22 protein-coding genes, 1 tRNA gene and 1 riboswitch are annotated in these 23,442 nt (G+C 66.5%); of the genes, 9 read left to right on the top strand and 14 right to left on the bottom strand.

The features are described from left to right. Nucleotides 1-10 precede the first annotated feature (10 nt). Entirely contained in the window at nucleotides 11-889 is an 879-nt protein-coding gene (locus tag ACZ50J_RS01980) for an ABC transporter substrate-binding protein (protein WP_464299614.1), read from the bottom strand. A 204-nt stretch (nucleotides 890-1,093) separates the two neighbouring features. Then, complete coding sequence (locus ACZ50J_RS01975) at nucleotides 1,094-2,077, bottom strand: tellurite resistance/C4-dicarboxylate transporter family protein (RefSeq protein ID WP_464299613.1); 984 nt, start codon at nucleotides 2,075-2,077, stop codon at nucleotides 1,094-1,096. 149 nt (nucleotides 2,078-2,226) lie between these two features. On the opposite strand from ACZ50J_RS01975, the gene ACZ50J_RS01970 reads away from it, so the two are divergent. Genes ACZ50J_RS01970 through ACZ50J_RS01960 form a run of 3 tightly spaced genes read left to right on the top strand, consistent with a single transcriptional unit; the run spans nucleotide 2,227 to nucleotide 4,603 of the window. Further along, the gene (locus ACZ50J_RS01970) at nucleotides 2,227-2,535 is read left to right on the top strand and encodes a hypothetical protein (RefSeq protein ID WP_464299612.1); all 309 of its coding nucleotides are present in this window, start codon (nucleotides 2,227-2,229) and stop codon (nucleotides 2,533-2,535) included. After that, nucleotides 2,532-3,170: a hypothetical protein gene (locus ACZ50J_RS01965; protein WP_464299611.1), complete on the top strand. Its 639-nt coding sequence runs from the start codon at nucleotides 2,532-2,534 to the stop codon at nucleotides 3,168-3,170. Before ACZ50J_RS01970 ends, ACZ50J_RS01965 begins: the two co-directional genes overlap by 4 nt. Next, nucleotides 3,167-4,603 (top strand): PGAP1-like alpha/beta domain-containing protein, encoded by a 1,437-nt coding sequence (locus ACZ50J_RS01960; RefSeq protein ID WP_464299610.1) that lies wholly within the window; start codon nucleotides 3,167-3,169, stop codon nucleotides 4,601-4,603. Before ACZ50J_RS01965 ends, ACZ50J_RS01960 begins: the two co-directional genes overlap by 4 nt. 39 nt (nucleotides 4,604-4,642) lie before the next feature. Here ACZ50J_RS01960 and ACZ50J_RS01955 read toward each other — a convergent pair whose 3' ends face one another. From ACZ50J_RS01955 to dcd, 9 genes are all read right to left on the bottom strand, one after another. Further along, complete coding sequence (locus tag ACZ50J_RS01955) at nucleotides 4,643-6,643, bottom strand: ABC transporter ATP-binding protein (protein WP_464299609.1); 2,001 nt, start codon at nucleotides 6,641-6,643, stop codon at nucleotides 4,643-4,645. Further along, nucleotides 6,643-8,379 (bottom strand): ABC transporter ATP-binding protein, encoded by a 1,737-nt coding sequence (locus ACZ50J_RS01950; protein WP_464299608.1) that lies wholly within the window; start codon nucleotides 8,377-8,379, stop codon nucleotides 6,643-6,645. Before ACZ50J_RS01950 ends, ACZ50J_RS01955 begins: the two co-directional genes overlap by 1 nt. Beyond that, complete coding sequence (locus ACZ50J_RS01945) at nucleotides 8,380-9,054, bottom strand: TetR/AcrR family transcriptional regulator (RefSeq protein WP_464299607.1); 675 nt, start codon at nucleotides 9,052-9,054, stop codon at nucleotides 8,380-8,382. A 117-nt stretch (nucleotides 9,055-9,171) separates the two neighbouring features. Then, on the bottom strand, nucleotides 9,172-10,104 hold the full coding sequence (locus ACZ50J_RS01940) for an ABC transporter substrate-binding protein (RefSeq protein WP_464299606.1): 933 nt from the start codon (nucleotides 10,102-10,104) through the stop codon (nucleotides 9,172-9,174). Between the two features lie 36 nt (nucleotides 10,105-10,140). Continuing rightward, nucleotides 10,141-10,899, bottom strand: coding sequence for an ABC transporter permease (locus ACZ50J_RS01935; protein WP_464299605.1), 759 nt, complete (start codon nucleotides 10,897-10,899; stop codon nucleotides 10,141-10,143). Then, on the bottom strand, nucleotides 10,875-11,519 hold the full coding sequence (locus tag ACZ50J_RS01930; protein WP_464299604.1) for an ABC transporter permease: 645 nt from the start codon (nucleotides 11,517-11,519) through the stop codon (nucleotides 10,875-10,877). The genes ACZ50J_RS01935 and ACZ50J_RS01930 overlap by 25 nt, the downstream gene beginning before the upstream one ends. Nucleotides 11,520-11,525: 6 nt before the next feature. Next, nucleotides 11,526-12,680, bottom strand: coding sequence for an ABC transporter ATP-binding protein (locus ACZ50J_RS01925; protein ID WP_464299603.1), 1,155 nt, complete (start codon nucleotides 12,678-12,680; stop codon nucleotides 11,526-11,528). A 58-nt stretch (nucleotides 12,681-12,738) separates the two neighbouring features. Next, nucleotides 12,739-13,398, bottom strand: a complete 660-nt coding sequence (locus ACZ50J_RS01920) for an alpha/beta hydrolase (RefSeq protein WP_464299602.1) — start codon at nucleotides 13,396-13,398, stop codon at nucleotides 12,739-12,741. Next, nucleotides 13,398-13,973: a dCTP deaminase gene (gene dcd, locus ACZ50J_RS01915; protein WP_464299601.1), complete on the bottom strand. Its 576-nt coding sequence runs from the start codon at nucleotides 13,971-13,973 to the stop codon at nucleotides 13,398-13,400. Before dcd ends, ACZ50J_RS01920 begins: the two co-directional genes overlap by 1 nt. A gap of 102 nt (nucleotides 13,974-14,075) precedes the next feature. Here dcd and ACZ50J_RS01910 point away from each other — a divergent pair. Continuing rightward, a tRNA-Gly gene (locus ACZ50J_RS01910) sits at nucleotides 14,076-14,146 on the top strand. A gap of 19 nt (nucleotides 14,147-14,165) precedes the next feature. Here ACZ50J_RS01910 and ACZ50J_RS01905 read toward each other — a convergent pair. After that, on the bottom strand, nucleotides 14,166-15,599 hold the full coding sequence (locus ACZ50J_RS01905) for a CoA transferase (protein WP_464299600.1): 1,434 nt from the start codon (nucleotides 15,597-15,599) through the stop codon (nucleotides 14,166-14,168). Nucleotides 15,600-15,668: 69 nt separating this feature from the next. Between ACZ50J_RS01905 and ACZ50J_RS01900 the strand changes: the two genes are divergently transcribed. Beyond that, nucleotides 15,669-16,436, top strand: coding sequence for a helix-turn-helix domain-containing protein (locus ACZ50J_RS01900; protein ID WP_464299599.1), 768 nt, complete (start codon nucleotides 15,669-15,671; stop codon nucleotides 16,434-16,436). Here the strand turns inward: ACZ50J_RS01900 and ACZ50J_RS01895 are convergent. Continuing rightward, a complete protein-coding gene (locus ACZ50J_RS01895; protein WP_464299598.1) occupies nucleotides 16,433-16,774 on the bottom strand; it encodes a winged helix-turn-helix transcriptional regulator in 342 nt (113 codons plus the stop codon). The two genes, ACZ50J_RS01900 and ACZ50J_RS01895, sit on opposite strands and share 4 nt — an antisense overlap. Before the next feature lie 113 nt (nucleotides 16,775-16,887). Between ACZ50J_RS01895 and ACZ50J_RS01890 the strand changes: the two genes are divergently transcribed. Then, nucleotides 16,888-17,109, top strand: a complete 222-nt coding sequence (locus tag ACZ50J_RS01890; protein WP_464299597.1) for a 2-hydroxymuconate tautomerase — start codon at nucleotides 16,888-16,890, stop codon at nucleotides 17,107-17,109. A 53-nt stretch (nucleotides 17,110-17,162) separates the two neighbouring features. Here ACZ50J_RS01890 and ACZ50J_RS01885 read toward each other — a convergent pair whose 3' ends face one another. After that, nucleotides 17,163-17,975, bottom strand: a complete 813-nt coding sequence (locus tag ACZ50J_RS01885; protein WP_464299596.1) for a phage tail tip lysozyme — start codon at nucleotides 17,973-17,975, stop codon at nucleotides 17,163-17,165. 245 nt (nucleotides 17,976-18,220) lie between these two features. Then, nucleotides 18,221-18,434, top strand: a riboswitch (cobalamin riboswitch). Nucleotides 18,435-18,569: 135 nt separating this feature from the next. Between ACZ50J_RS01885 and ACZ50J_RS01880 the strand changes: the two genes are divergently transcribed. Genes ACZ50J_RS01880 through ACZ50J_RS01870 form a run of 3 tightly spaced genes read left to right on the top strand, consistent with a single transcriptional unit; the run spans nucleotide 18,570 to nucleotide 23,415 of the window. Next, on the top strand, nucleotides 18,570-21,155 hold the full coding sequence (locus ACZ50J_RS01880) for a ribonucleoside-diphosphate reductase subunit alpha (protein WP_464299595.1): 2,586 nt from the start codon (nucleotides 18,570-18,572) through the stop codon (nucleotides 21,153-21,155). Next, entirely contained in the window at nucleotides 21,152-22,165 is a 1,014-nt protein-coding gene (locus tag ACZ50J_RS01875) for a ribonucleotide-diphosphate reductase subunit beta (protein ID WP_464299594.1), read from the top strand. The genes ACZ50J_RS01880 and ACZ50J_RS01875 overlap by 4 nt, the downstream gene beginning before the upstream one ends. Before the next feature lie 2 nt (nucleotides 22,166-22,167). Continuing rightward, nucleotides 22,168-23,415, top strand: coding sequence for an Nramp family divalent metal transporter (locus tag ACZ50J_RS01870; protein ID WP_464299593.1), 1,248 nt, complete (start codon nucleotides 22,168-22,170; stop codon nucleotides 23,413-23,415). The last annotated feature ends 27 nt before the right edge of the window (nucleotides 23,416-23,442 follow it).

The following is a 23,442-nucleotide window of genomic DNA, read 5'->3' as shown; positions in this document are numbered from 1 at the left end:
TCAAGGAGAGTCACTTGACGGTCCACACCGGCACCTTGTTCGGATCGCCACCGAAGGCGGGTCCGAGGTAATCCTTGGACAGTTTGTCCAACGTGCCGTCGCTCTTCAGCGTGGTGATGCCCTTGTCGAGGGCCTTCTCGTTGGCGGAGCCCTTGGGGTAGATCGCGCCGTACTTCTCCCCGGTCTTGTACTGACCGGCGACCTCCAGCTTGTTGCCGGTCTGCTTCGCTTCGGCCAGCACGATCGCGGTGTCCAGCAGCGCGACGTCGCTCTGGCCGGACAGAACGGCTTGGTACAACGTCTGATTGTCCGGGTACACCTTCTGCGTCTTGCACTTCAGCTTGTCCTTGAGGAAGTCCACCGAGGTGGTGCCGGAGTATGCCGCGCAGCGTTTACCCGTGATGTTGTCGGCCGTGACGCCGGCGCCCTTCTTGGTCAACACACCGATGTTGGAGTCGAAGTACGGCGTGGAGAAGTCGACGACCTTCTTGCGTTCTGGGGTGATCGAGATCTCGGCGAGTGCGATGTCGAAGTTCTGGGTGTGGCCGGCGACGAGCTGGTCGAACGTCACATTCTTGATCTTCAGGTTCTTCAGACCGGCCATATTCGCCAGGTTGGCCGCCATGCAGTACTCATAGCCGTCCTTGATGGAGTCGGCGGTCGTGCCGTTCCACCAGCCCTGGGCCGGCAGCGTCGTCTCGACCGTCAGCGTGTCCTTGACGGCCGGCTTGACCTTGATCGAGTTGGCTTTGCTGGTGATCTTGCAGTTGCCGTACTTCCCGCCACCACCCGATCCGGAGGATGACCCGCCTCCGCTCGAGCCGCAGGCGGCGAGCGAGGCAGCGAGGGCGATCGCGCCCGTGATGCTGAGGGTACGTGTGAACGCCATGATGGAATTCCTTCCGGCAGGGGCAGCGACCACGGCGGATGGGGATGCCGCGATCCGGTGGCGCAACACTATTGCCGGCCCGGCGTCGTCGCCGGGATTCTGCAGAAGACGTTCCCATTACGTGATCTGCTCCACGCCCACCGAGGTGGGCAAATCAGTTGGCGCGCACCAGAGTTCGCAGCAAGTGCCGGACGAAACCGACCATCACGACACACCAGATCGCGAGCGCCAGCCACAGTTCGACGCGGCCGATGTGCTCCACCCAGGCAGGCGTTCCACCTGGCCGAGGTGCATCGACGCCACGGCATACATGCCGAGCGGGAAGACGATGCTCCAGAGACCGACGTCATACGTCAGCGACACCCGACGTACGAGATGTCGCCAGCAGAAGGCCAGGATGAGCATCGGCAGCAGCCAGGACGCAAAGGACCAGAACATCACGGTCGCCGCGTCCAGGATCGGCTGCACATTGGTCACGACGGTCGACCCTGGCGACGCCAGGATCTCCGCGCCGGCGAGCACGGTGATCGATGCCGCACCCATGCAGACCCAGTAGGACGGCGCGAAATCGGCGTCGTACAGCATTTCGCGCAACGCGATCAGCATGCTCTCCGCGCCATACAGGAAGACGCCGACGGACCACGCAACCACTGCCAGCATCGCGAAGAGGTGCTGCGCCGAGTGCAGGTGGCGTTCGAGTATGGCGGCCATCGTCGCGATCGACTGGCTGGAGACGACCCAGAGGAACCAGGAACCGTTGGCGCCACGCACCGTCGGCTGGTGTGACCGGTCGAGCATGGTCGCCCACGGCACGGCATACCCGAGGAGCAGCCACGCGGTGAACCCGAGGACGAACAGGACCAGTGCCAACCAGACGATGTCGTGAGTGGCGACTCCGTCGGCCAGCACGCCGGCGGCGGCGACCACGGTGAAGTAGCCGAAGGAGCGCTGCGGGTCGAAGAAGTCCGCCACGGCGCGAGATCGGAAACGGATCAGGCGCCAGGCGTTGAGCCCGAGCAGCGCCACGAAGGCGACACCGGCGATCACCAACAGGACGTCCGCGAGCCGCGGGGTCCCGTCCAGTCGTAACCCGGAAGACACGATGCCGGTGGCCATCACCAGGGCGAAGTACCCGGGCGACAACCCGCTGACGGCGGTGCGCAGGCGACCGGGCATTCCCTCGACCACGAACCGACGTTACCGCTCCGACGCGTCGCCGATCGTGATCCGACGACCCGTATCGGATGTTGTGCACACCCCCCGGCGCTCCCCACCTTGTCCACAGGGCAGCTGTTCCCGGCAGCGGCGAAAGCGCCGAAATGCCTACTGTCATCTGCATGTCCGACCCAGACGAAATTCGCACCCAGGCCCGTCGGGCCGCACAGTTGGCGACGCAGGCACGCAGCGCGGCAACCGCGGTCAGCAGCAACAGCTCCGTGAAATGGCACAGCCAGGGTGCCGAGCGCTACCGAGCGAAGCTGTCCGATCGAGCCGCCGAGTTCCGCGGTCGCGCCGACGACCTGGACGAGCTCAGCCGGCTGCTCTACAGCCACGCGCGACACGTCGAGGACCACGAGAACACCGCGAAGCACATCGCAAAGGACGTCGTGAAGGGCCTCGTGCCCGGAGCGGCACTGCTGTGGTGACCGGCGTCGACCACGAGCTCACCGCACGCGCCGTGGCGTCCGACGAGTTCGAGGACATTGCTCGGAGGCTGACCGGTGGGCCGCACGCCCAGGTCACCGCCCGCCTGCGAACCCGGGACCTCACGACGCTGGCACGAGTCAGCGGTGACGAATTCGAACTGCTCATCCCGTCGGCGTCGGGCGTGCGACTGATCTCCGGCCCCGCGGAACGCCTCGGCGGGGAGTTCGTCGGCCTGATCACCACGCTCGAGCGGACCACGGGCACCACTCCGCCGGATGAGCCGCCGCCCACCGTCGACATACCGCCGCTGGCCCCGGGTGAGCTGCTCGCCCTGGCCGAGGTGATCCGCGAGGGTGACCCCGAGCGTCTCGGGGCCGCACTCGAAGAGCTCGAGATGGCCGGACTTCCTTGGTGGATAAGGCAATTCGCGTGGGGCGCCGAGGCGGTGCTCACGCTGCAGCTGTCCGCGGCGAGCCTCGGCGGGTTCGCCACGATGCTGCATCTGCTGCCCGACGGATGGGGCTGTCTGCGCGTCGACAACGACGACGACCTGACCTTCCGCCCGATGACGACCGTCCAGGTGCAGGCCCGTATCAGCGCCTTCGCCGCCCTACTCCAGGAGTGCTCACCGTGACGACCTCGCAGTACACGATCTCCGGCGGGTCGGGCTCGACCGAGGCCTACTTCCTCGACATGCGCACCACCGCCACCCGGTTGGACAGTTGCGGTGACGACGCCACCCATCTGTGCGGTGCCGTGGTGGCGATCGGCCTGGCGCTGCCCCGGGCCAGCGCGATCCTCTCGCCGGGATCGGCGGTGGCGATCACCACGAAGATCGGGTCATTGACGCTGCACCTCGGTTCGCTCGCGCTGCGGATGGAGTTCGTCGCACGCACCCTCCGGTGGAGCGCCGCGGCCTACGAGCTGACGGACGCCTTGCGGCGTGCGGCGTTCGCCGCCGTCAACATCGCCACGACCCCGCAGCGGCTGTACCTCGACGTGGTGGCATCCGCCGACAAGGCGCTGGTGGAGAGCAGGTTGCCCCAGGACGGGCCCAACGTCGGCGACGATCTGCTGGGGTATGGCGCTGCGATCGGCCGAAACTTCGTGAAGGACTTCCAGGAGCAGGTCGAGGACGACCCGGCCCTGGTCGACGGCACGGTCGCGTGGACCAGTTTCCTGGTCGGCACGGCCGGCCGGACGGGTGTCACCCGGCGGTTGGGACTTGGCACGGCACCGTCCGACTTCGAGGGGCAGATCGCCTGGCTGTTGGCCAACGGCCGATCGTTCGGTTGGTTCCAGGACTCGAAACCGTTGAGCGTCAAGCAGACACGGGCCTCGAAGCAGCGTGCCAGAAGCCGACAGCTGCAGGACATCGTCGCCGAGGACGCGCGGACCGAGCACCAGTCGACCTCCGACCATTCGATCGTGCACGTCCGCCGCGTGGTGGGTGCGGACGGCAAGGGCGCTTGGGTCGTCGCCATACCGGGCACCACGCACTGGAACCTCGAGAGCGACCACGGACCGTCCGCGACCGCCGCCAACCTCGCCACCGAGGCCGGTGTGAAGTCATCCCTCTACCCGGCGATCGACAAGGCGGTGGGCGCCGCCATGAAGGAGGCCGGAGTGAGCCCGGGCAGCGAACCCGTCATGGTCACCGGGCACAGCCAGGGCGGCATCGTCGCGACCCGCCTCGCGGTCGACGACCATTTCCGCACCAAGTACCACGTCACCGAGGTCGTCACCGCCGGGTCACCGATCTCCCGCATCAAGGTGCCGACGAGCGTCAATGTCCTTTCGCTGGAGAACGTCCACGACCCGGTGCCACGCGCCGACGGCGTCGCCAACCCCGACACCGTCAACCGGACGAACATCGTCGTCGAGACCCCGAAGGGCGAGAAGCTCAACGGCCTCGTCGACGCCCACGACGCGTCCCGCTACGCCCGGTCCGCCGCCGAACTGGGACCGGACGTCGACAACGCGCAGCTGTCGGAGTGGTATGCCCGCAACCACCGCTTCCTCGACGGGAAGGACACCGACTTCACCTTCCAGCTGCGCCGCAACTGATGCGCGCCACGTCCCGCCGGACGACGACCGCGGGTGCGCTCAGGCCGGGTCGAGTGCGTCGGGGTCCGATTCGGTCATCGCGCCCTCGAACTGCGACATGTAGAGCCGGTGGTACGCGCCCTCCGCGGCGAGCAGCTCCGCGTGATCGCCCTGCTCGACGATGTGGCCGTCCTCCATGACCAGGATCGTGTCGGCATCGCGGATCGTCGAGAGCCGGTGTGCGATCACGAAACTCGTGCGATCGGACCGCAGCGCTGCCATGGCTTCCTGCAGCAGCACCTCGGTGCGGGTGTCGACCGACGAGGTCGCCTCGTCGAGGATGAGCATGGCCGGGTCGGCCAGGAACGCCCGGGCGATCGTGATGAGCTGACGCTCCCCGACCGACACCCCGGACCCCTCCTCGTCGATGACCGTGTCGTAGCCCTCCGGCAGGGACTTCACGAATCGGTCGACGAAAGTCGCCTCCGCGGCCGCGTGGATCTGCTCCTCGGTCGCGTCCATCCGGCCGTAGGCGATGTTCTCCCGGATCGTGCCGTGGAAGAGCCAGGCGTCCTGCAGCACCATGCCGATCCGTGAACGCAGGTCCTGCCTGCTGATCGTCGTGATGTCCTGACCGTCGATCAGGATTCGTCCGGAGTCCAGCTCGTAGAACCGCATGATGAGGTTCACCAGGGTCGTCTTGCCGGCCCCGGTCGGGCCGACGATGGCGACCGTCTGCCCGGGTTCGACCGCCAGGGACAGGTCCTCGATCAGCGGCTTGTCCGGTGTATAACCGAAGTCGACGTGCTCGAACTCCACCGCACCACGGGTGGGTGCCATCGGGGCCGACTCGTCCGGGCGCTCCTCCGGCGCGTCGAGCACCTCGAAGACCCGCTCGGCACTGGCGACCCCTGACTGCATGAGGTTGACCATCGACGCCATCTGGGTCAGCGGCTGGGTGAACTGCCGCGAATACTGCACGAACGCCGTCACATTGCCCAGCGTCATCGAGCCGTTGGCGACCTGCAGACCGCCGAGCACACAGACGACGACGTACTGCAGGTTGCCGACGAACATCATGATCGGCATCACCAGGCCGCTGACGAACTGTGCTCGCCAGCTGACCGTGGTCAGTTGCTCGTTGGTCCCGTCGAACGCCGCGTCGACCTCGTGCTGGCGACCGAACACCTTGACGAGCTCGTGCCCGCTGAAGGTCTCCTCGATCTGCGCGTTGAGTGCGCCGGTGTGTCCCCACTGTGCGATGAACAGCTTCTGCGAGCGCTTCATCACCTGGCCGGTCACGAGCATCACGATCGGGATCGCGATCATCGCCACCAGGGTCAGCCACCAGGAGATCGTCAGCATCATCACGATGACACCGATCACCGTGAGTCCGTTGACCAGCAACTGGCTGATGGTCTGCTGCATCGACTGGCCGATGTTGTCGATGTCATTGGTGACCCGCGACAACAGCTCACCGCGCGGCTGGCCGTCCAGGTAGCTCAGCGGGACCTTGTTGATCTTCGCCTCGACGTCCTTGCGCAGCGTGTTCATGGTGTTCTGCACGACCCGGTTGAGCAGCCGCGCCTGCAGGAACTGGAACGCCCCCGCCACCAGGTAGAGGCACAGCACGATCAGCAGGATGCGACCGAGCGAGCCGAAGTCGATGCCGACCCCCGGCACCACGTCCATGCCGGACACCATGTCCGCGAACGTGCCCTGCCCATGGTCGCGCAGCATCTGCACGACCTGGTCCTTGGTCTGCCCGTGCGGCAGCTGCGAGCCGACCGCGCCCGAGTAGATCTTGTCGACCGCCTTGCCGAGCACCTTCGGGCCGACGACGTTCAGAGCGACCGCCGCGACCGTGAGGATGAGGATCACGATCAACGTCGGCCGGTGCGGTGTCAGCCGCCCGAGCAGGCGCTTCGCGGAACCGGTGAAGTCCTTGGACTTCTCCGCCATGCCCATGCCCATGCCCGGGCCGCCCTGCCGACGCATCGGCTTGGCCGCACGGTCCGCCGGGGGTTGGGGTGCTTCTTGCACGGACGTCTTCTTCGCCATCACGCGGCCTCCTCTCCGGTGCCGCCCTGCGATGCGACGATCTCGCGGTATTCCTCGCAGGTGATCAACAGGTCGTCGTGCGTGCCGGCACCGACGACGTGACCGTCGTCGAGCACCAGGATCACGTCGGCATTGCGGATGGTCGAAACCCGTTGGGCGACAATGAAAACCGTCGCCTCGCGCACGTGTGGAGCAAGGGCTTCGCGTAGCCGCCGGTCGGTGGCGAGGTCCAGCGCGGAGAACGAGTCGTCGAAGAGATAGATCCGCGGCTGCGCCACGAGGGCACGCGCGATGCACAACCGCTGTCGCTGGCCACCGGACACGTTCGTCCCGCCCTGCATGACCGCCGCGTCCAGACCGCCGTCCATCCGCTCGACGAAGTCGCGCGCCTGCGCGATCTCCAATGCCTGCCAGAGCTCGTCATCGGTGGCTTCGGGGTTGCCGTAGCGCAGGTTGCTCGCCACGGTGCCGGAGAACAAGTACGCCTTCTGCGGCACGATCCCGACGTGTCCCCACAGCAGCTGCGGATCGAGTTCGCGCACGTTGACGCCGTCGACCCGGACCGCGCCGGAGGTGGTGTCGAACAGCCGCGCGATCAGGGAGAGCAGGGTCGACTTGCCCGAACCGGTCGAGCCGATGATCGCAACCGTCTGGCCGGGCTCGGCGCGCAGGCTGACGTCGCGCAGCACCGGGTCGTCGGCGCCGGGGTACTGCATCGAGGCGCGGTCGAGTTCGACGACTCCACGGACCTGCGAGGGAGTGATCGGATCGACCGGCGGCTGCACCGACGGCTCGGTGCTGACGACCTCGGTGATCCGCTCCGCGGCCACGGACGCGCGCGGGATCATCATGAACATGAAGGTCGCCATCATCACCGACATCAGGATCTGGATCAGATAGGTCATGTATGCCGAGAGGGACCCGATCTCCACGTCGCCGTGCGCGACCTGATGGGCACCGAACCACCAGACGCCGATGGTCGACAGGTTCATCACCGTGATGACCATCGGGAACATGATCATCATCAGACTGCCGACCTTGGTGGAGATCTCGGTGAGACTGTCGGTCGCCTCGTCGAAGCGCCGCTCCTCGTAACGCTCGCGGGTGAACGCCCGAATGACCCGCACGCCCGAAAGGTGTTCGCGCATCACCCGGTTGACCACGTCGATGCGCTTCTGCACCAGCCGGAAGCCCGGCACCATCCTGCGCACCACCGACCCGACCGCGACACCGAGGACGATCACCGCGATCAGCACCAGCCAGGACAGTCCGACGTCCTGACGCAGCGCCATGATCACACCGCCGACCATCATGATCGGCGCACCGACCATCAGCGTGCAGCTCATCAACACGAGGGTCTGCACCTGCTGAACATCGTTGGTGCTGCGGGTGATCAGCGAGGGTGCCCCGAACTGGTTCATCTCCCGCGCGGAGAACCGGCCGACCGACCGGAAGATCGTGGCGCGAGTGTCGCGCCCGAAGAACATCGCGATCCGCGCACCGAAGTAGGCGGCACCGATCGACCCCACGACCTGCACCAGAGAGACGGCGAGCATCACGCCGCCGGTGCTCCAGATGAAGCCGGTGTCGCCCTTGGTCACGCCCTTGTCGATGATGTCGGCGTTCAGGGTCGGGAGGTAGAGGTTGGCGCCGACGTTGATCAGTTGGAGCAGCACGAGTCCGAGCAGCAACCCGCTGTATGGCGCGAGTCTGTCCCGGATCAGTTTGAAGAGCACCTAGTTCCCCCGAATCTGCTGTGTTTCAAGGCCTTTTCGCCTACGTATGGCGCCCTTCGACGCCGGCCGGTCATCGGCCGTCGCCACGCCATACAAGATCGTGTGCACGATCACCGCGGGAGACAGCACCTCGCCGTCGTTGATGTGCTTGTGGCTGCCGCTGAACGTGAGCAGCCGCAACAGCCGCGCCACTTCCGGCACCGGCAGTCGCAGTTGGTCGGCGTACGGGTCGAGCAGCTGCAGCACACACGACCCGGTCCGCGCCTCCTGGCGGCGTTGCCGCACCGGGTCGCGGAACCGCTCCGGTGGGCCGACCATGCTGAACGCGCCCATGATGTCGAAGATCTCCTGGAACCTGGCCTGCAGCACGCGGACCAGCTCGATCATCACTGTTTCCAGGCCGGTATCGCCATTGATTTTCTCGAGGTCCTCTTCCAGGCCGCGGGAGTCGAATGTCCGGTCGATGACCGCGTCGAAGAACTCGTCCTTGTTGGCGAAGACCCGGAAGATGGTGCCTTCCGCGACGCCTGCGGCCTCGGCGATCTGTCGCGTCGTCGGCAATGTATGGCGCTCTCGGATCACGCCGATTGCCGCGTCTATCAACGCTTCCCGGCGCTGCTGCGGAGGCATGGGTGCCGCGCGACGACCAGCACGCGCGACCTTGGAATCAGTCACGACATGACACGCTAGCACGAATGAGTGAGCGCTCACTCATTCATTCGTGCTTTCACAGCAGAGCGCCGACCACCCCGCCCAGCGGTGGTGATCGGCGCCCGCGGAGCCGAGATGCGGTCAGCCGAGACCGTTGCTCGTCACGAACTGCTTGGCGACGCTGGAGGCGTCCTTGTGGTCCACCTGGACCTCCTTGTCCATGGCGGCGAGCTTGTCGGTGGTCAGCTTGGCCTGCACGGCATTGAGCACCGACTTCACCGTGGCGGTCGCCTTCGCCTTGCTGATCAACGGCACGACGTTGTCGCTGCCGAAGACGTGCTTGGGGTCCTGCAGCGAGACGAAACCGTCGGCCTTGATCGACGGGTCGGTCGTGAAGATGTTCGCGGCCTGCGCCTGGTTGTTCTTCAGCGCCTGCACGATGGCCGTGCCCTGCAACGCCCGGAAACTCTTCGGCACCAGGTTGTACTTCTCCTTGAGCCCCTTCAGGCCCTGCTCACGGCTCTGGAACTCCGCGGGCGCCGCGAAGGTGACCTCGTTCGAGTGCTTGGCCAGGTCGGCGATCGTCTTCAGCCCCCACTTGTCAGCAGTCTTCTTGGTGACCGTGACGGTGTTGGAGTCCTCGGCGGCCGCGGCGTTCAGCACGATGTCACCGCTCGGCAGCTTCTTGGTCAGCGCGGCCCGGACCGCGTCGGGCGCCGTCTGGGTCGCCGACGCGTCGTAGAAGGTCAGCAGCGAGTATGCGTATTCGGGGACGAGATCGATCGAACCCTGTTGCAGCGCCTTGAGATAGACCTCGCGCGCGCCGAGCGGGTCACCCGTCGTGGCCTTGAGCCCCTTGGCATTGAGCGCTGCGGCGTAGATCTCCGCGATGAGCTGCGACTCGGGGAAGTTCGCGGCGCCGACATGGATGGTGCCGGCCTTCGGGCTCCCGGTCGGCGCATTGCCGCCCGATCCGGAACCCGTGCTGAGCGGATTGCTGCTGCCGCCACCGCAGGCGGCGAGCGCCAGCGTCGCGGCGACGCCCAGGGCGGTCACTGTGAGTGTGCGCTTCATGATGGGTTCCTCATCTCGGTTGTGGTTTCGGTGAGTTCAGGCGGCGTGCGCGGATTCGGCTGCCGCAGTGGTTGCGCGCTGCTTGCGTCGGGACCCGCCCGTCGCGCGCAGACCACCGGGAACGACGAGTTGCTGGATGACGGCGAGCACTCCGTCCACGACCAGCGCGAGGGCGGTCACCAGGATCGCCCCGCCCGCCATCTGTGCGTAGTCGCTGTTGGCGAGACCGTCGATCAGATAGCGGCCGAGACCGCCGACGCTGATCGACGCGGCGATCGTCGCGGTGGCGATGATCTGCAGCGCAGCACTGCGCACGCCGGAGAAGATCAGCGGCAACGCGCACGGCACCTCGACACGGGTCAGCACCTGTCGGCCGTTCATGCCCATGCCGTATGCCGCATCGCGTGCGGCCGGGTCGACCTCGCCGACGCCGCTGTAGGCACCGGCCAGCAGCGGGGGTATGGCGAGGATGACCAGCACGATGATCGTCGGCACCAGGTATGCCGAGTCCCCGGTGAGGCGGGACACGAACCACATCGCCACGACGAACAACAGGCCGAGGCTGGGAATCGCACGAAAAGCGTTGGCAACGGCGATGATCCACTTCGCCTTGCCGGTGTGCCCGATCAACGCACCGATCGGCAACGCGATCAGCGCGGCGATGAGCAGGCTCTCGCCGGAGTACTGCAGGTGCTCCAGCAACCGGTGGATGATGCCGGTGTCGCCCTGCCAGTGCGCGCCGTCGGTGAGCCAGCGCCATACAGAGGTGATCACGTGGTGGCCCCTCTCTGCCATGGCGTCAGCACCCGGGTGATCAGCTGGATCACCAGGTCGAAGATCAGTGCCAGCACCAGGCAGGCGACGACGCCGGTCCACACCTCGGCCCAGTAGGTCGTCTGGTAACCGTCGGTGAGGTAGAAGCCGAGCTGACGGATGCCGAGCAGGGCGGCGACGCTGACGATGGCGACGTTGCTCACGGCGGCGACCCGCAGCCCCGCCGAGATGACCGGCACGGCGAGCGGCAACTCCACACCGAAGAACCGACGAATCGGCGTGTATCCCATGGCGATCGCCGCTTGCGTGGTCTCCTCCGATACCGCTCCGAGGGCGTCGGCGACGGTGCGGACCAACAGGGCCAGGGTGTAGACCGTCATCGCGACGATGACGTTGACCGGAGAGGTGATCTTGGTCTTGATGATCAGCGGCATCAGCACGAAGAGCGCCAGCGACGGGATCGTGTAGAGCAGGCTCGAACCGCCCACGAGGATCACCCGCAGCCACGACGCCCGGCGTGCGAGCCAGCCCAGCGGCAGCGCGATCAGCAGCCCGATGACCAACGGCAGGCCGGCCAGCCATGCGTGGTCCACGGTGCGGCTGATGATGTCGGACCAGTGGTCCTGGATAAAGGAGAGCACGGGTGGCTACTTCTCCAGGGGCACGGTGCCGTGGGACGACTCGTGTTGCGGTGCGATGTCGGCCTCGTCGACCTCCGGTCGCTCGGTGGCCTCGATCGCCTGCAACACCTGGTGAGCGCGGACGGTGCCGAGCAGACTGCCGTCGTCGGCGGCGATGACGCCGCGGCGGCTCGGGGACGACAACGCTGCGTCGAGCGCTGCACGTAGTGGCCCGGACGCGCGCGCGACGGTGCCGCCGCGGTGCAGCATCGCGGGCTCGACGGGTGCGGTGATCGCGCGCGGCTGGATCCACCCGACCGGGTGTCCGTCGTTGACCACGAGCAACCACTCGTCCTGCGTGGCCGCCCGTGCCTGCTCCGGAGTCGCGCCGAGCGACACGGTCGGCTCGCTGGCCAGCGGCAGCGGCGGCGTCTCGGCGAAGGTCAGCGCCCGGTAGCCGCGGTCGCGGCCGATGAAGTCGGCCACGAAGTCGTCGATCGGATGCGCCAACAGGTATGCCGGGTCGGCGAGTTGGGCGAGCTTGCCGCCGACGCGCATGACCGCGATCTGGTCGCCGAGCTTCAGCGCCTCGTCGATGTCGTGGGTGACGAACACGATCGTCTTGCCGAGATCGCGCTGCAGCCGGAGGAATTCGTCCTGGAGCTGCTCGCGCACCACCGGGTCGACCGCGCTGAACGGCTCGTCCATCAGCATCACCGGCGGGTCGGCGGCCAACGCACGAGCCACACCCACGCGCTGCTGCTGGCCACCCGACAGCTGGGACGGCCACCGGTCCGCGAAATCGCCTGGCAACCCGACGAGTTCGAGCACCTCACGGGCCCGCTCGCGCGCCCGCGCCTTGGGAGTGCCGAGCAACTGCGGGACCGTGGCCACGTTGTCGACGACTCGCTTGTTGGGGAACAGCCCGGCGTGCTGGATGACGTAACCGATGCCGCGACGCAGCGTGGCGGCGTTGAAGGACTGGACGTCCTCGTCGTCGATGGTGATCCGGCCGCTGGTGGGCTCGATCATCCGATTGATCATCCGCAGCGACGTCGTCTTGCCACACCCGGACGGTCCCACCAGGACGGTGATCTGGCCCGTCGGGGCCTCGAAGGAAAGGTTGTCGACGGCCGTCGTGCCGCCGGCATACTGCTTGACCACCTGCTCGAAGCGGATCATGGTCACCCAACGTAATGCACGACACCGACAGACCGCGCGACTGTTCAGTGGCGACGGCTCAGGACAGCAGGGTCTCCACCAGGAAATCGGTCGTATGGCGGTGCCACGTCCGCGCTCGCAGCAGCATCGCGTGCGCGTCCGGCAGTTGCACGCTGCGCGCGTCGCCACCCGCCTGCGCGATCAGCTCGGCGAGTCGCGAGCTCTTGCGCGGATCGGTGATGACGTCCTTGCGGCCGTGCAGCAGCAAGGTGTGCCGGTCCAGGAACGGTTCGACGTCATACAGCTGCGGGATCCAGGGCGCCATACCGACAATGCTGGTGACGCCGTCGGTGCCGGCGAGTTCGAGGGCGACCCGGCCACCCATCGAGTGACCGACCAGCGCGAGCGGCCGGTCGGGGTAGAGCTCGCGCAGCCGGGCGAGCGCCCACTCCGCGTCGCGCACCGGGGACCGGGCGTCGTCGTTGTAACCGCGGACCGCGTCCCGGAGCACCGCCGTGGCGATCCTGCCGTGGCCGGCGCGTTCGATGCTGCGGGCGACCGGGAGCATTCGCAGCAGCGGCGGGCTCATCTTGGAGGTGCGTCCGAGGCCGTGTTCGGCGCCACCGTGCAGCAGCAACACGACGGCTTCGGGATGCTCCCGACCGTCGGGCAGGGTGAGGAACGGGTGGGCCTCCGGATGTATGCCGTCGTGCGCCGGACCGACCTCGAAGCGGGGCATCAGACCTCGGTGTGATGGAAGTTGGCGTAGGACCGGCTCGCCGTCGGGCCGCGCTGGCCCTGATAGTGGGAACCGTATTTGGCGCTGCCGTAGGGGTTTTCGGCCGGACTACTGAGCTGGAAGAAGCAGAGCTGGCCGATCTTCATGCCCGGCCACAGCTTGATCGGCAAGGTGGCGACGTTGGACAGCTCCAAGGTCACGTGCCCGGAGAAGCCGGGGTCCACGAAACCGGCCGTCGCGTGCGTCAGCAGACCGAGTCGGCCCAGGCTGGACTTGCCCTCGACCCGCGCGGCGACGTCGTCGGGCAACGTCACCTGCTCGTAGGTCGAGCCGAGCACGAACTCGCCCGGGTGCAACACGAACGGCTCGCCCGGCTCGGTCTCCACCAATCGGGTCAGCTCGTCCTGCTCGACGGACGGGTCGATGAACGGGTACTTGTGGTTGTCGAAGAGCCGGAAATAGCGATCCATCCGTATGTCGATGCTCGACGGCTGGATCATCGTCTCGTCATACGGGTCGAGGCGCACGCGGCCGGCGTCGATCTGGGCGCGGATGTCGCGGTCGGAGAGCAGCACGGAGGTCACGGTACCGGGCGGGCAGTTGCTCCGGTGGCGCACTGGGTGGGTTAGACTCCTGCCGGTCCGAGCGCCAGCCGAGATGGCGGCCGTTCGGGGCACGCGAGTGTAGTTCAATGGTAGAACATCAGCTTCCCAAGCTGAATACGCGAGTTCGATTCTCGTCACTCGCTCTTCGGAGATGCGCGTCGTTCAGCGGAAAGCGAGATCCGACGTGCCGAGCAGCGCCGGTGCGCCAGGTTGCGGCGTGCTGTGCTGCGAGAAGCTCAGCGGAATCATCGGCTCCGTGAGTGTGCCGAGCGGACCCGTGACACTGTGTCGTCCGATGGATGGTTCGGGCATCGCGGACCGGGGGTCGAGCCTCGATGCCTTCCCCCACGCCTGGACCCACATGCACACCCGCGCGAGATTCACCCGCACCCGCCACGAGCCCCCTTGCGCAGCCCGTCGGCGAATCGCGGCAGTGATGCCGGCAGCAGCCAGGTAAGCGGCCAGGTAGTCGTTGAGCAGATGGGTCGGAGGTAAGGCGGGTCGCCCGTCCACGCCGTCCCGGAAATTGCCCTCATCGATGGAGAATCCGGTTGCGGCACAGGCTAATTGGTCGAAGCCACCGCGGTCGGCCCACGGACCGTCCGGGCCCCAGCCATGCATCTCCGCATAGATCAGTCCGGGGTGACGTGCCGCCAGTTCGACACTGCCGAACCCGTATGACAACACGTTGCGATAGGAGCTGACGAAGACGTCGGCGGCTTCGACCAGTGCGTCGAGTCTCGACCTCGTGCCGCGGTCGCGCAGATCGGCGTAGGCGTTCGCCTTTCCGCCACCGGTGATCGCCAACATGCCGATCGGGTCGGGTCGATCCGGGGTCGACGTGTGCAGGACGTCCGCCCCGAAGGCAGCGAGAAGACGGGTGGCTACCGGCCCGGCGATCACATGGGTGTTGTCGACAACCCGTAGTTGGGCGAGCGGCGCCCACACGGAACCGTCCGCGTCCGGGGGTCGATTCGGGAACGGCGCCGGCGGTGCGTCACCGATGCGTTCGATCTCGACGACGGGACGCGGTGCAAGGTGTTGCGCGACCGGATGATCAGCCCACTGAGCCGTGGTTCGGGCGGCAGCGGCGACGCCGCCCGCTGCGACGAGGGCCTCCTCCAATCGTGCCGCGGACCACTTGCGTGTCTTCACTCGGATCGCCTCGGCGACCGGTGGGCAATCGAGGACGCGACAGGCTGCCGCCCGCAGGTGCGGGTAGGTCGAGAGTATGAAGACCCAGCCGTCCCGAGCCGGATAGAAGTCGTTCAGTCCCAGCAGGGTCGGATCGTCGGACAGGACGTGGGGCGCAACGCCGTTGAGATCGGCGAGAAACGGCGCACGCAGCTGGTCCAGAGCGGCCGCTGCCGACACGGACACGCGTTGGGCCGGTGCACCGCGGTCCTCGTCCAATGCGGCGACCTCGCGGCCGAATGACGCGATCGCCGCGGCCGAGGTGTCGGCGAGCCGATGCGGAGAGGGGCAGGCAGGGTCGGTGCCGACAACCTCGGCGGTCGAGTCACCACTCCAGGTGTCACCGGTCAGTGTGTTCACCAGGTCAGCGACGATGCGGCTGGTGGGAATGCGTGCGGACATGTCTCCAGCCTGCGGACCGGACGAGACCGGGAACAGTCCGTCCGGATATCCGGAAAGTACGGTGCTTTCATGCGGACGGACCACGGACATCACGGCGTCGAGCGGGTCGACCGCGTCCTGGACTTCGTCGGTCGTGCCGCGATGCCCCCACGGTTCAGCCAGATCGTGGCGGCGACCGGTATCCCCAGCAGCACGGTCGCGGATCTACTCGCACAGTTGCGCCGCCACGGATATGTGCACCGGGAGGAGAACGTCTACCGGCTCGGCAGGCGGCTGCAGGTGCTCGCACTCGTCGCCGGCATGAACCCGGCCGCCCCGATCTCGCACGAGCAGCTGACCCGATTGAACGAGGTCGCCGAATGTCCCCTTGCCCTCGCGGTGCTGATCGGCGTCGACGTGCTCTACCTCGACATCGCGGGGCCCGGCGTGTCTGCCGAACACCAGGCGATCGCCGACCGGCTCGAACCTCGGCCGGCCCTGCGGACCGCTGCCGGACGGTTGCTGGTCGCCACCGCAGACCGCGAGCGGCGGAGCACGATCCTGCGGGATGTCGCCCTCAGCGACCCCGAGTCGGTGACCGCCTTCCTGCGGGAACGCCCCACTATCCTGCGTGCACAGCTGGCTCGCAGCGACGGACTCGCCGATCCCGACATACAGGCGATCGCGGTCCCGGTGCTCTGCAGCACGGACGTTCCCGCCGCGATCGTGCTCACCGGACCTCGGTCGGTTCCCGGCGCACCGCGCGCATCCGTCGCACTCGAGACGGCCGCCGCCAGGGTGTTGGCCGAACAGCGCGCCTGGGGCTGGCCGAAGCATCCGAATGATCGGGCTCACTAAGGACGAGACGGGTCGGGCCGGGCCTCGTGACGCAGACCCCATTCGTGCAGGGCGGAGAACACCAGCTCCAGACTCCGACCTCGAGCGGTGATCCGGTAGGTAACCTGTGGCGGAACCATGGGGATGACCTCACGCTCGACCAGGCCGGCGCTCACCAGTGACTTCAGCTCGTTCGACAGAACCTTCTGTGAGATGCCACCCACGTGGCGCTGCAGATCGGCGTACCGCCGCTCCTGCTGCAACAGCTCCCAGAGGACGAGCATGGACCACTTTCCACCGACCACCTCCAACGTCCGACGCACCGTCTGCCCGCAGAACTCGGGACCTTCGCCCGTCATGGTCCAACTCCTACCTGCCGGTGCGTTCCTGACTCGAAAGTGCCGTCTTCCACGATGAACTCAGCCGGTCCATCGTGGACCACGTCAACCAGAACCCCACACAAGGACGAAACATGCCAATCGTCAACCTCGACATCATCCCAGAGCTCATGCGCGGCGATCGAGATCGGCAATACGAACTGATCGCCGCCGGCATCACCGAGGCGATCGTCAGCAGTACCGGGGCGCCGGCCGACTCGGTGCACGTCCTGATCCACGAGGTCAGCCACGACAGGTACGCGGTCGCCGGTGAGCTGCTGCGTGACCGAATGACACACGTCACGACTGCTGAATGAGGCCGCCCGGAGCTGCGTAGGTGAACCGGACGCATACCCGTTGCCGGAACGGATCAACTTCCGTAGGCGGCGAAGACCTGGTTCGCGTAGGCCTCCCGTTGGGGGGTGTTGCAATCGCCGCAGCCCTCGAAGTAGTCCTGAAATGCGACCGTCCCGTCGTGGATCGTCGTCGAGGCGACCAACGGTCCCTTCCCGTAATAGCTGTAGGTGTCGAGCTCGTACTGGATGAATCGCAGCTGCAACTCGAGCGACCAGGGCGACATGCCGAGCTGGTTCGCGTACCAGACCACGTTGTCGTTGGCGTCGGTGTCCCATCGACCGCCGACACTCCACTGCGCGATGCCACGACCCGGACCGCCGGACTGGGTCGCGTTCGGGTTGACGCTCGGTCCGGACTCCTGCATCAGGTTGCCGACGACGCCGGCGGCCTGCTTGCTGGTGTAGCCGATCGAGACCAGGAAGTCGTATGACGCCTCCTGGTTGTTCGTCTGGGCGGTCTTCGCCAGCAGCACCGAGTTGATCGGGGTCAGGTCGACGTCGCCGTACCAGCCCGGCTGTTGTGCGGCTCCACATCCGCCGCCGTCATACGCCGTGCAGAGCTGGACCACCGCACCGTCGGTCTGGTTGTTGAAGACGCGGTGGCTCCCCACCTGTCCGGACAGGTTCTGCGCGCCGTAGTTGTAGAACTTCAGCGACGGGGTGTCGTTGTTCCAGGACGCGTCGGGGTAGATGCACACGTAGCCGTCCGGGCATCCGTGGGTGGTGGCGGCGTGCGCGACGGGCACGCCGATGACGCCGAACGAGGCCACCGCCAGCGCGGCTCCACCGACGGTCGTCGCGAGGGTCTTCCTGACGAGGTGTCGCATGCGTTGTCACTCCTGTGGTCGGGTCCCGGGGCACCGGCCATGAGGTGCGTCCACGGCGGCTTCGGCATCACGTTACGGGCGCCGACGCGGTCTTGATAAGAATTTACGCATCAGGATTTCGTAAGTTCTTTTTCAACATTTGGCGCCATTCTGCCGATTTGACAGCGGTGAAATTACAGGCATGCAACTACAGCATGTTGGGGCTTGGCAAACGAGTCACCCCTAGATAGTGTGTGTCTTGCAGCTGGTTCGAGTGCTTCAGCTGGCGCCAGGCGTCGGCTGAAGCACCCGAGGAAAGAGGGAAGCCGGTGAAAATCCGGCACTGCCCCCGCAGCGGTGAGTGAGGACGAACGTCGTCATCAGCACTGGGCCGACAACCCGGGAAGCGACGACCAGTAGGTGTGCGCCACGGCGCACGGAGTCACGAGTCCGAAGACCTGCCACTGCCTCGCCCACGCACCCGTGGACGAGTCCGACCGCAGCCCGCGAGGGAAGGGCTGACGAACGAGCGACCGTCGGCCGACCGGCCCATGGTCTTCGCTCGCCGTCCTCTCCTCGCCGGTCGACAGCGAGGGAAGACGGGAGACACCGCACGTGGCCATTCATGTCACCAAGCGCGACGGTTCACGCGAGCCGTATGACGCAGACCGCATCAACCGGGCGATCGAGCGGGCCGCAGACGGCCTACCGAACGCCATGTCGATGACCATGCAGATCGCCTCGGAGTTGGCGATCACGCTCTTCGACGGCATCACCACCGAACAACTCGACGAGGCCGCCATCTCGGTCGCGGTCCAGAACGTCAAGGACGATCCCGACTTCGACGTCATCGCGTCGCGTCTGCTGCTGAAGACGATCTACAAGAAGGTGCTCGGCGACTTCGAGACCCAGTCCGAGCTCGCCCTCCTGCACCAGGCCCGCTTCCCCGGCTACATCCGGCTGTCCGTCGAGGACGGCCTCTTCGACGCCCGTCTCGCCTCCGCGTTCAACCTCGAGCAGCTGGCTGCGGCGCTCGACCACCACCAGGACGACGGCCTGCGCTACATCGGGATCGTCACGCTCAAGAACCGTTACATGGCAACGGATTCCAGGCGTCAGCCGCTCGAGGTCCCGGCGTACTTCTGGATGCGCGTCGCCATGGGTATGTCGGTCAACGAGAAGGACCCGACCCAGGCCGCGATCGGCTTCTACCGCAAGATGGCGTCGCTGGACTACCTCGCCGCCGGCTCCACGTTGGTCAACGCCGGAACCAACACCCCGCAGCTGTCCAACTGCTTCGTGATGCAGATGGACGACGACATCGAGCACATCGCCAAGTCGATGCGTGATGTCATGTGGCTCACCAAAGGCACTGGTGGCATTGGCCTTTCGGTCACCAAACTGCGCTCCGAGGGAAGTCCGATCCGGAGCAACAACACCTCGTCGACCGGCCCGATCCCGTTCATGCACACGATCGACTCGATCCTGCGCGCCGTCTCCCGCGGCGGCAAGAAGTTCGGCGCACTGTGCTTCTACATGGAGAACTGGCACCTGGACTTCCCGCAGTTCATCGACCTGCGGCAGAACGCCGGCGACCCCTACCGTCGTACCCGCACCGCCAACACCGCCGTGTGGTTGTCCGACGAGTTCATGAAGCGCGTCGTCGCCGACGACGACTGGTACCTCTTCGACCCGCTGGAGACCCCCGACCTGGTCGAGCTCTTCGGTGACGACTTCTCCCGCCGTTACAAGGAGTATGTCGCGCTCGCCGAGACCGGGAAACTCCGCAATTTCAAGAAGATTCGCGCTCGGGCACAGTGGAAGTCGATCCTCGTCTCGCTGCAGACGACGTCGCACCCCTGGTTGACCTGGAAGGACACGATCAACCAGCGCGCGCTGAACGACAACACCGGCACGATCCACCTGTCGAACCTGTGCACCGAGATCACCCTGCCGCAGGACCGCGACAACGTGTCGGTCTGCAACCTGGCCTCAATCAACCTTTCCCGCCACCTGGTCGACGGGCAGTGGGACTGGGACCGGCTCGCCGAGTCCGCGCGCCTCGCCGTCCGACAGCTCGACAACCTCATCGATATCACGCGTTCGTCGGTGCCGGAGTCGGAGCACTCCAATGACCAGAACCGCGCAATCGGACTGGGATTCATGGGATTCACCGATGTCGTGGAGAAGCTCGGCCTCTCCTACGCGTCGGAGCAGGCCGCAGATCTCATCGATCAGCTGACCGAGTTCATCAGCTGGCACGCGATCGACGCGTCCTGCGACCTCGCTCAGGAGCGGGGCGCTTACCCGAACTTCGCCGGCTCCGGCTGGTCCCGCGGACTGGTGCCCATCGACACGCTGGAGACGCTGCAGCAGCGCCGTGGCGTCGAGGTCGACGTGCCGCGTACGACCCGGATGGACTGGGATGCGCTGCGTGGACGGGTCAAGGACGGCATCCGCAACGCGACCCTCATGGCCATTGCGCCGACCGCGTCCATCGGACTCGTCGCCGGCACGACGCCCGGCCTGGATCCGCAGTTCTCCCAGCTGTTCTCGCGCACCACGTCGTCCGGAAAGTTCCTCGAGGTCAACCGCAACCTGGTGGCCGCACTGCAGGAGCGTGGCCTCTGGGACTCGATCCGCGAGGACTTGCTGCGGTCGCGCGGCGACCTCTCGGCCGTGTCCGGAGTCCCGGAGGACCTGCTGGAGGTCTTCCAGACCTCGTTCCAGCTGCCCGCCTCGGCATACCTGCACGTCGCCTCGCGCGCCCAGAAGTGGATCGACCAGGCGATCAGCCGCAACATCTACCTCGAGTCGCGGGACATCGGCGGCATGAGCGACCTGTATGTCGACGCGTGGCGCAAGGGCGTCAAGACGACCTACTACCTGCACATGAAGCCGCGGCACAAGGCCGAGCAGTCGACCGTGAAGGTCAACAAGGCCGTCGAAAGCGGCCGTACCGGAAGCGGATTCGGCTTCGCACGCCGCGCTGCAGCCGCGCCCGTGGTTGCCGAACCCGTCGCCCCCGAGGCGCCGGTTCAGGTGGAGGCGCCAGCGCCTGCCTCCGTCGCGGTGGAGGCGCCGGCGCCACCTGCCGAGTCGTCGGAAGCCCCGACCAGCGCACCGGACGTGGTCTTCGCCGATGGCTTCACCTGTCCGACCGACCCCCAGGAACTGTTGAACTGCGAGGCCTGCCAATGACATCCACCAGCCCCGACTCTCCGTCGTCGTCGATCCTCGGGACCGGCATTCAGGACGGACTGCTACTGAAGCCGATCCGCTACCAGTGGGCCTACGACCTCTACAACCAGGCCGTCGCCAACACCTGGTTCCCGCACGAGATCCAGCTCGGCGAGGACCTGGGCGACTTCGAGCGGATGACCGACGAGGAGCGGCACGCGGTCACGTTCCTGATGAGCTACTTCAACCCGAACGAGCTGCTCGTCAACAAGGCCCTCGCCTTCGGCGTCTACCCCTACGTCGGCGCTCCCGAGGCGCACCTCTACCTCGCGAAGCAGATGTGGGAAGAGGCCAACCACTGCATGGCCTTCGAGTACGTCCTGGAGACCTTCCCGATCGATCGTACGGAGGCGTATGCCGCGCACGTCGACATACCGTCGATGGCGGCCAAGGAGGAGTTCGAGGTCCGCTACATCCAGCGAATGGCGGAACAGACCCTCGACATCACGACCACCGAGGGCAAGCGTGACTTCGTCCGCAACCTGGTCGCGTACAACGTTGTACTGGAAGGCATCTGGTTCTACAGCGGCTTCATGGTCGCGCTCAGCTTCCGGCAGCGGAACCTGCTGCGCAATTTCGGCTCACTGATCGACTGGATCGTGCGTGACGAGTCGCTGCACCTGAAGTTCGGGATGAACCTCATCCTGACGGTTCTCGAGGAGAACCCCGACCTGCAGACGCAGGAGTTCGCCGAGGAGATCCAGCAGATGATCTTCGACGCGGTCGAGATGGAGGAGCAGTACAACCGCGACCTGCTCCCCCGCGGCATCCTCGGCCTGAACGCGGATTACATCAACACCTATGTGCGCTACCTGGCCGACCGCCGCTTGGAGGAGCTGGGCTTCGGAGCGCACTGGGGCGTCAGCAATCCGGCGAAGTGGATGGCGACCGCCAACGACACGCTCGAGCTGGTCAACTTCTTCGAGTCGATCAACACCAGCTACGAGGTGGACGCCCAAGCCGGTTCGTGAGCATGACCGTTCGATCCGCCCGGGCCCCGCGACACACGACCACAGCTGACGGTGTGTTGCGGGGCCCGCGTCATACCCGCTCCGGTCTGTTGCGACTCGGCCCGGCATTCGTCGCCGCCATCGCGTATGTCGACCCGGGGAACATCGCGACCAACACGACGGCCGGCTCGCGATACGGCTTCGCGGTGCTGTGGGTCGTGCTGCTCGCCGTCGCAGCGGCCGGGCCGGTGCAGTACCTGTCCGCGAAACTCGGTGCGGTGACCGGCAATTCGCTGGCCGAGGTGCTCAGCACTCGACTGAGTCGTCCGGCGCGGCTGGTGTACTGGCTGCAGGCCGAGGGCGTGGCGGTTGCCACAGACCTGGCGGAAGTCGTCGGCGCCTCCATCGCCCTGCACCTGCTGCTCGGCATACCGCTGTGGTCCGGCGCCGTGATCACAGCGATCGTCGGTGGCGCACTCATGATGCTCCGGGATCGCGTCGGTGAACGCAGTTTCCAACTGGTCATGGTGCTCGGGTTGGCCCTGATCGGAGCAGGATTCATCCTCGGCGTCGCGATGGGTCCGGCTCCGGTCGGGTTGGACATACGACCGCAGTTGCACGGCCAGCAGATGGTCCTGCTCGCCACCGGCATCGTTGGCGCGACCGTGATGCCGCACGCGATCTATCTGCACTCCGCGCTCACCACCGGTCAGGCCGGCAGCATCCGGCAGCGACTCCGGGACAACCGCCTCGATGTCACGCTCGCCATGCTGCTCGCCGGCACGGTGAACGTGTCGATGCTGGTGCTCGGTGCGACGGCGTTGCGCGGACATCGGGACGAGGACTTCGGCGCCCTCGCGCACGCGCTGGCCGACCGGGTCGGTGATGGCGCCCGGGTCGGCTTCATCCTCGCACTGCTGGTCAGTGGGGTGACGTCGACCGCGGTCGGCATCCGGGCCGGCGAGGTCGTCATGGCCGGCCTCCTGCGCCGCCGCGTCCCGATCCTCGTTCGCCGAGTCGTCGTGCTGATCCCGGCCGTCGCGCTCCTCGCCTGCAACGTGCCGGCGGTCGACCTGCTGGTGTGGTCCCAGGTCGCACTGGCGCTCGGGCTTCCATTGGCCCTCATCCCGCTCGTGCATCTCACGTCGTCGGCTGCGGTCATGGGCGAGCAGGTGAACCCCCTGGCCATGCGGATTGTCTGCTGGGCCATCGCGTCCGCGGTCGTTGCTCTCGATCTGACGCTGCTCGTCATACCGCTCGCCGACGCGTGAAAACCGTTGGTACTGCTTGCGTGAAGA

It is taken from the genome of Flexivirga sp. G2, assembly GCF_055397625.1.
This window is presented reverse-complemented; position numbering and strand designations above follow the sequence as displayed.

Coding starts and splice junctions, on each gene's coding strand:
- ACZ50J_RS01980 (WP_464299614.1), bottom strand. CDS start 889: ATGGCGTTCACACGTACCCTCAGCATCACGGGCGCGATCGCCCTCGCT.
- ACZ50J_RS01955 (WP_464299609.1), bottom strand. CDS start 6,643: ATGGCGAAGAAGACGTCCGTGCAAGAAGCACCCCAACCCCCGGCGGAC.
- ACZ50J_RS01875 (WP_464299594.1), top strand. CDS start 21,152: ATGACATCCACCAGCCCCGACTCTCCGTCGTCGTCGATCCTCGGGACC.
- ACZ50J_RS01885 (WP_464299596.1), bottom strand. CDS start 17,975: ATGCGACACCTCGTCAGGAAGACCCTCGCGACGACCGTCGGTGGAGCC.
- ACZ50J_RS01890 (WP_464299597.1), top strand. CDS start 16,888: ATGCCAATCGTCAACCTCGACATCATCCCAGAGCTCATGCGCGGCGAT.
- ACZ50J_RS01920 (WP_464299602.1), bottom strand. CDS start 13,398: ATGCCCCGCTTCGAGGTCGGTCCGGCGCACGACGGCATACATCCGGAG.
- ACZ50J_RS01935 (WP_464299605.1), bottom strand. CDS start 10,899: ATGGCAGAGAGGGGCCACCACGTGATCACCTCTGTATGGCGCTGGCTC.
- ACZ50J_RS01925 (WP_464299603.1), bottom strand. CDS start 12,680: ATGATCCGCTTCGAGCAGGTGGTCAAGCAGTATGCCGGCGGCACGACG.
- ACZ50J_RS01900 (WP_464299599.1), top strand. CDS start 15,669: ATGCGGACGGACCACGGACATCACGGCGTCGAGCGGGTCGACCGCGTC.
- ACZ50J_RS01895 (WP_464299598.1), bottom strand. CDS start 16,774: ATGACGGGCGAAGGTCCCGAGTTCTGCGGGCAGACGGTGCGTCGGACG.
- ACZ50J_RS01970 (WP_464299612.1), top strand. CDS start 2,227: ATGTCCGACCCAGACGAAATTCGCACCCAGGCCCGTCGGGCCGCACAG.
- ACZ50J_RS01870 (WP_464299593.1), top strand. CDS start 22,168: ATGACCGTTCGATCCGCCCGGGCCCCGCGACACACGACCACAGCTGAC.
- ACZ50J_RS01905 (WP_464299600.1), bottom strand. CDS start 15,599: ATGTCCGCACGCATTCCCACCAGCCGCATCGTCGCTGACCTGGTGAAC.
- ACZ50J_RS01940 (WP_464299606.1), bottom strand. CDS start 10,104: ATGAAGCGCACACTCACAGTGACCGCCCTGGGCGTCGCCGCGACGCTG.